Annotated in this window: 10 protein-coding genes; all 10 read left to right on the forward strand. The window is 35.3% G+C overall.

The genetic code is table 11. The features are described from left to right. Positions 1-338: hypothetical protein (locus COZ07_RS07115; protein WP_406607877.1), on the forward strand; the 338-nt coding region annotated here is incomplete at its 5' end. After that, entirely contained in the window at positions 338-646 is a 309-nt protein-coding gene (locus COZ07_RS07120; RefSeq protein ID WP_406607878.1) for a hypothetical protein, read from the forward strand. The genes COZ07_RS07115 and COZ07_RS07120, both read left to right, overlap by 1 nt. Continuing rightward, the gene (locus COZ07_RS07125; RefSeq protein ID WP_406607879.1) at positions 639-1,013 is read left to right on the forward strand and encodes a hypothetical protein; all 375 of its coding nucleotides are present in this window, start codon (positions 639-641) and stop codon (positions 1,011-1,013) included. Before COZ07_RS07120 ends, COZ07_RS07125 begins: the two co-directional genes overlap by 8 nt. Beyond that, positions 1,006-1,407 carry a minor capsid protein gene (locus COZ07_RS07130; protein ID WP_406607880.1) on the forward strand — a complete coding sequence of 134 codons (402 nt, stop codon included), beginning with the start codon at positions 1,006-1,008 and terminating at the stop codon, positions 1,405-1,407. The genes COZ07_RS07125 and COZ07_RS07130 overlap by 8 nt, the downstream gene beginning before the upstream one ends. 59 nt (positions 1,408-1,466) lie before the next feature. Then, complete coding sequence (locus COZ07_RS07135) at positions 1,467-1,985, forward strand: hypothetical protein (protein ID WP_406607881.1); 519 nt, start codon at positions 1,467-1,469, stop codon at positions 1,983-1,985. A gap of 25 nt (positions 1,986-2,010) precedes the next feature. Next, positions 2,011-2,313, forward strand: a complete 303-nt coding sequence (locus COZ07_RS07140; protein ID WP_406607882.1) for a hypothetical protein — start codon at positions 2,011-2,013, stop codon at positions 2,311-2,313. Positions 2,314-2,372: 59 nt separating this feature from the next. Then, positions 2,373-2,648, forward strand: coding sequence for a hypothetical protein (locus COZ07_RS07145; RefSeq protein ID WP_406607883.1), 276 nt, complete (start codon positions 2,373-2,375; stop codon positions 2,646-2,648). Further along, positions 2,641-4,521, forward strand: coding sequence for a tape measure protein (locus COZ07_RS07150; protein WP_406607884.1), 1,881 nt, complete (start codon positions 2,641-2,643; stop codon positions 4,519-4,521). The genes COZ07_RS07145 and COZ07_RS07150 overlap by 8 nt, the downstream gene beginning before the upstream one ends. Position 4,522: 1 nt before the next feature. Then, a complete protein-coding gene (locus tag COZ07_RS07155) occupies positions 4,523-4,900 on the forward strand; it encodes a hypothetical protein (RefSeq protein WP_406607885.1) in 378 nt (125 codons plus the stop codon). Then, positions 4,900-6,955: hypothetical protein (locus tag COZ07_RS07160; RefSeq protein WP_406607886.1), on the forward strand; the 2,056-nt coding region annotated here is incomplete at its 3' end. The genes COZ07_RS07155 and COZ07_RS07160, both read left to right, overlap by 1 nt.

Raw genomic sequence — 6,955 nt, forward strand, 5'->3', positions numbered from 1 at the left:
CGAATAAGTTTGAGAAAAGATTGATTAATGATTTCGACAGGGCTACGGGAAAAATAAAAGTTAATTTTGCTTTTACTTCCGCGATAGATAATACTTGCGAATATACGATTGTTAAAAAAATACCTCAAGAGATTAAAGACGCTCAATGTGAAATTGCCCTTTGGCTTTTAGACGGAAAGAATAAATCGGGTAGAGCACAATTACAAGCAGAAGGTGTTAGATCTTATTCTATTGGTGATTTATCGGAAACTTTTGATGTCGGTGGACAAAGTATTGCAATGCCTAAAGAAGCATACGATTTATTAGAAATGTTTATTTGCCGAACAGGAGTATTTTAATGATTGAAACTTATTTACAAACTAAGGCGACTATTTATCTCCAGGGAGTATTAGATAAATGGGGAAGGCAAAGTTTTAGCACAGGTACGGAAGTAGATTGTAGGTGGCAGGAGATAAATGATTTAGTCAAAGACGAAAAAGGCAATAACATAATCGCTAAAGTTAAAATGTTTTTAGAGTCAGATATCTCAATTTCTAACGAAGATCGGGTTATAAAAGACGGAGTTAATTATAGGGTTATTTCAGTTTCTACAAAAGGCTTTATAGAGCAAAATTCACATAGAGAGGTATTATTAAGATATGAGTAGTCAATTTAAAGGAATAAGTAGTGTTCTAAGAAATCTCAATAAGGTCGAGAAAATTGTTGTTAATTCTATAGAGCAAGGAGTTAACGATTTAACAAATAAGCTTTTAGCCGATAGCCAAAAACAAGTTCCTCATGACATTGGAACATTAGCAGGTTCAGGTCATACAGTCCCAGCTTCAAATAAAGGTGGTATGATAGAAGGTAAGGTTGGTTATAATACACCTTATGCAGCACGACTTCATGAACACCCAGAATATAAATTCCAAAAAGGCAGAAAAGGAAAATATCTTATTGATCCTTTGAAAAATTTAGTAAGTACAGGGAAAAAGTATTTAGAAGGAATATTAAGGAGTGCTTTAAATGGCTAAACTTATTGAAGAAATATCAAGTTACTTAGTAGCTCAAGGTATTAAAGGTTCTGACAATGCTACTGCTTTGATTGAGGGAACAAGTATCTTTTTAGGAATACAACCGAGCGAACCAAAAGAGTGTTTAACTATTTATGATACGGGTGGATTAAAACCAGAGATTGATATGGCGATTTCAAATCCAACTATTCAAATAATAGCAAGAGCAACCGAATATGAAGAAGCTAAAACTTTAGCGATGAACGCTTATAATATTTTACATAGATTAATGAATACTAATCTAGGTGATAACTATGTTTATTTCTGTAATGCACAACAAGAGCCAGGAGATATAGGTAGGGACGATAATGATAATTTTGAAATTAGTTGCAACTATTTGTTAAAAATACGATAATTAAATTAGTTAATAACGCGAGTTAGTCGGCTCGCAAATTAAGGGCAGAAGGAGTTACAATGGGAGATATTACAAAAGTAAAATTAGGTTCTTGCTCTGTCAATTTTGACGGAACGGATTTAGGACACACAAAAGGCGGAGTAGAAATTTCCTATGACCCTGATTTTACCGATATTACAGTCGATTTATATGGCGATACTCCAGTAGATAAGAGATTAAAAGCGGAGAATTTTTCGGTTAAGATTCCTTTAGCAGAAAAAACCTATAATGTTTTGAAAGCCGCTATTCCTTCGGGAACTTATTTTAGTACTGGTGGACACAATAAATTAACTATTGGTAAACAGGCAGGATTTTCCCTTGCTTCTGTTGCTAAGAGATTGGTTCTACACCCAACTGAAAATGCCACTACAAACAAGGATGATGATGTTGTGATGTGGAGTGCAGTATCAATTGATGAAGTTTCACTACCTCATAAATTCGATGAGCAAACTATTATTGAAGTTACGATGATGGCTCTAATAAACGAAAATATGAGCGCAGGAAACTACCTAGCAACTATCGGTGATACGACAATTTAAAATTAGTTAATAAAAAAGGGCAAAAATGGATAATTACTTAGACTTAGATACATTAGTTTCAAGAACTTTCAAGATTAAAGGTAAGGAGATTATTTTTAATCTTCCACCTCTTACGAAGTTAAAACCTTTAATTGAATTAGAAAATAAAACTACTACTATGAATGACCCAGAGGAGCTTATTAAGGCGATAAAGGAAGTTATAACGAAAATTATACCTGAGATTCCGCCTGAAATCTTTGACGGGTTAAATTCTATTCAATTAAAAGCAATGATTAAATTTATTGTCGGAGTTAATAACGCTGATATTGCGCTAAGTAAAAAAAAATAGTTGAGCCGTTTGCTAGGTTAGCCCGTTTCTATGGATTTAGCCATAAAGAAATGGCAAATATGCCACTACCTTTATTGCAAGGCTACCTAACAAATATCCGCAACTTAAGAGCTGAAGAAAATTTAATCTCATTGACACTATTGAACGATCCGAAACCAACTTGGCAAATAGATTATAAGAAATCTAAAAGCAAAATCGGACAATTAGCAAAAAGGTTAAATGAAGAATTAGAACAAGATAATCCTTATTGGAAAAATGAAAAGTTGGACCGAGAAGGACTACATCGACTTAAAGGTATAATAACGGAGGCTCAAACAAGAGGTAAAAATGTTTAATATAGGTTCTATCTTAGCTTCTATAAAGGCGGACGTATCGGGCTTTAAATCGGCAATTGCTTCCGTAAAGTCCGATATTAGTAGTCTTGGAACTACGACAGGAGCCTTAAATAATATCGGTAAGGGGATAGTAGGAGTTGCAAAGAAAAGCGTAATGGCTCTCGGTGTGGCAGGTGTCGCGGCGGGAGTTTTTACGACTAAAAGTGCTTCTGATTTCGAGCAGGCTAAAATAGCTTTTGGAACAATGCTTGGTTCGGCTGATGAGGCAGGTAAGTTAATGGTTAAAATTTCTGATTTTGCCGCTAAGACACCTTTCGAATTACCTCAATTAGTAGAAACCGCAAAGCAACTTATGGCCTTTGGAGTTAGTGCTGATGAAATGATACCGACTGTTAAAATGTTAGGAAATATATCGTCAGGAACAGGAGCTGACATCGGTAGAATTTCTTACGCTTTCGGGCAGGTTAAAGTTCAAGGTCATTTAATGGGACAAGACCTTATGCAGTTTACCAACGCAGGCGTTCCTTTAATTAAACTTTTAGCAGAACAATTTGGTGTTTCTCAGGGAGAAGTTAAGGCTTTAGTTAGCGAAGGCAAAGTAGGATTTCCCGAAGTTGAAAAAGCATTACAAAGTCTAGGTGGCGAGCAAGGAAAATGGGGTACTATGATGGACTCCCAGTCTAAAACTTTCGGCGGTATTCTATCAAATATTAAAGATAACTTTGGAAGAATTGGACGAGAGATTATAGGTATTAATGAAAATGGTGAAATAAAAAAAGGTGGTTTATTCTTTCACTTAAAAAATGCCGCACAGGTCTTTATGACTTGGTTAGACGAGAATAGAGAAACTATTCAATCGGTTTTTAATGCGATTATAGCGGGGATCGGATCGGTTGTAGAAGTTGGAGTAGGTATAATCGGTTGGTTTCAACAAAATCAATGGGCTATGGTTGCCTTAGCAGGCGCTATTCTTGGCGTAATAGTTCCAGCGCTTGTAATTTATACCTTTACTATGATTAAGGCGGCGATAGCTACTTTAGCGGAGATATGGCCATTATTACTAATCGGAGCGGCGATAGCACTACTCGTTGTCTATTGGAAAGATATAGTTACTGCTATAAAAAATGCTGCTAAATGGATTGGCGATGGTGTAATGAGTATTATAGATTGGCTAGCGCAAATCCCCGCAAAAACAATAGAGTTTTTAGGTAAACTTCCATATTTAATCGGGCATTTTATCGGGTGGGCTATAGGAAGTTTAATTAAACTGTTTGCAGACGGAATTACGGGAGCAATAAATTGGATTTCAAAACTTCCTAGCCGAATTGCTAATTGGCTCTCAAAAATACCTGGAACAATCGTTTCTTGGATTGGTAGTGCGGCAAATAAAACTAGAGAATTAGGTAAAGCAATGATAGACGGAGTTGTTGATATCATAAAAAAATTACCTGGAAAAGTTACAGAGTGGTTTCAAAAAGCAATAGACGCTATTGGTAAATTAGTAAGGAAAGCTTGGAACGGAGCAAAAGAGTTTGCTAAAGGACTCTGGGACGGGTTTAAATCTGGTTTAGGTATTCACTCTCCTTCATTCATTGAACGAGCATTATTTGATATTGAAGATCAAGCGAAAGCAACTACTAAAAATCTTTCAGATTCTATTAGTGAACTAAATTCTAATGCAAGAGAATTGCCTACTATATCTAATGAAGGTTTGGTAGAAGGGAAAAATATAACTTTAGTAGTGGACGCTTCAAATAGAGGTATAGTAGCAGGAACAGAAGTCGCTTTTGAAGAATGGGCAAAAACAATTATAGAAAAAGCCGATCGGGCTTTTGGCGCTCAAGGAATTAGTATTATAGGAAAGAAGGTCTAATATGGCAACTAAACCAACACTTACAGACGGAGTTAATACGATAACCCTTGAACATCCTCAAGTCGGGAATTTAGTTAAGAAAAATATTTGGGATAAAATCCAAAAAGAAACTTTAAATGGAACAACTTTAGAGCAAACTGCTTTTAGGAAATATGAGTATATTTTAACTTTTAAAAATGTGGATGCTACTCTTTATACAACTGTATATGATTTTTTAACTACCGCTTTAGATTATAATAGAGCAATAAATTTTTCTTATACTGATAAATGGTCAGTAGCAAATAATGTAGAGGTAGCGGCTATCTTAGGCGACGAAGAAAGTGCTGGTGGCAGTATGGCAAATTTTAAATTAACCTTAAGAGAAACTACTAAAAGATAATGCAAACAATACCCGATGAATTAACAAATATAATCGCTTCAAAGAGCCAAAAACTTGCATATCAGTTGCGAGTTGCTTGGGATTTAAACGATTTTTTAGCAACGATTACTTTTGCGGTTGTTGGTACTTCAGTAGTCAGTGGACAGGATATAGTTAAGGGAAATGCGGCGGCGGTGACGGAATGGGATAAATATACTTATGAGAACGAAACCCAATATGTAAAAAAATACGAGTTTATCAGAGAAACAGGTTTTCCTTTAAATTCAGTAATTAAATCAAGGGCTTCAATTGTATTAGATAATACTTCCAAACGATTTTTACCTCACGCTTTACCGTTTGGAACCGCGGTAGAGATTGATGATTGTGATGTAGCAACAGGTTGGACTCAATCTCAAGACGGGATAGCACCAACAATTTCTACTTCGAGAAAAGAAGGGACAAATAGTTTGAATTGTGGGATCAATACAGCGGCTTCAGAAAATACTTATGCGCAATACGATAAAGCTCCTTCCGTCATAGATATCTCGAGCATAGCAGACGCAGATAAAAAAATTGCTTTATTTTTATATGTAAAAGATAAAACTAAATTAGCAACTGCTAATGCTGTCGAAATTAGGATCGGTTCAGATGCTACTACAAATTATTATAGAATACAAATTGTTAATTCAGAGATTTTACAGAATGGTTGGAATGAAATTAAGAAAGCGGCTACTAAAGTCGGGACTCCTGTTCAAACTGCTATTGACACTATAAGGGTTATTTTCAATGAAGCAACTGTTCCTGCTAGTGTAACTTTAGGAGATTTGAAGATAGATTATATTAGGATTTGCGACTCCACCGAAGAAGATAATTATATTGGTTCTTTTATTAGAGGTGGAAGGTTTATTAAATTATTTTCTGGCTATAATGCTTATTCAATACCTCAATTTGTTGGAATGACCGATAGACCGAAAAATAATATTAAGTTAGCCGAAACAATAATAAATGCCTATGATGTTTTACATTATTTAGAAACTTGGCAAATGAGTACAGGGTATTTATTAGAAGATCACAGAGGAGATGAAGTTATTGCGCAGGTTTTAGCAGACGCTGGATTTACCGCAGGGCAATCTTCTTTAGAAACTTCTATGATGACTATTCCTTTTACTTGGATTAAAAAAGGTCAGAAGGCTTTAGACATTATTAGAAAAGTTTGTGAAGCGGAAAATGCTACTTTCTATGTAGATGAAGAAGGGATAATGTGTTTTGAGAACCGTTACCATTTATCACAAAGTCCTCATACTTCAAGTCAATATACCTTAGACTATGACGAAGAAATTATAGATGTTGGGTTAGAGCCAACAGAAGTAATTAACAAAGCAAAGATAACCGCAATGCCTAGAGAGGTACAAGCTAGTCAAAAGATATTCGAAAAAGAGGGAGCTTCTGTTATAAATGCAGGAGAAACCTTAGAGCTATGGGCTGAGTTTCAGGACGATTATGGGGAATTGCCTTGTACTGCTATAACCGAGCCAACAGCAGGTGGAGCAACCTCATACTTTAAAGGTAATACTTCGGAAAATGGGACAGAAACAGATAAGACTAATGATTTATCTATAATTACTTGGGAAACTTTAGGTGGAACTGTTGCGAAAATGATTTTTACAAATAGCGGAGCAAGTAAAGTTTATCTTACAGAGTTAGTTATTTTTGGTACTCCCGCAAAGGTTGTAAAAGAGATATCTTATGAAACACCAGACACAGACGCTCAAGAATCAATAGACGAATTTGGTTTAAAATTTTATGAACTGAAAAATGATTTAATACAAAGTGCTGATTATGCGCGGACGCTCGGAGATACCATAGTCTATTCATTTAAAGAGCCTAAGAAATCTTTGGAAACTACCATAAAGGGATTGCCTCATCTTCAATTAGAAGATATGGTTACTGTGAATGAAGGATCAACAGGCGAAACTTATTATATGTATGTAGCAAAAATTGAAAAACTTGCGGAAGGATACTTTTATAAAGTATTATTAAGGGAGAAGGTAATTCAATCTTACGCTATTGTCGGAA

Source organism: Candidatus Infernicultor aquiphilus (genome assembly GCF_002784285.1).
Classification (GTDB): domain Bacteria; phylum Atribacterota; class Phoenicimicrobiia; order Phoenicimicrobiales; family Phoenicimicrobiaceae; genus Infernicultor; species Infernicultor aquiphilus.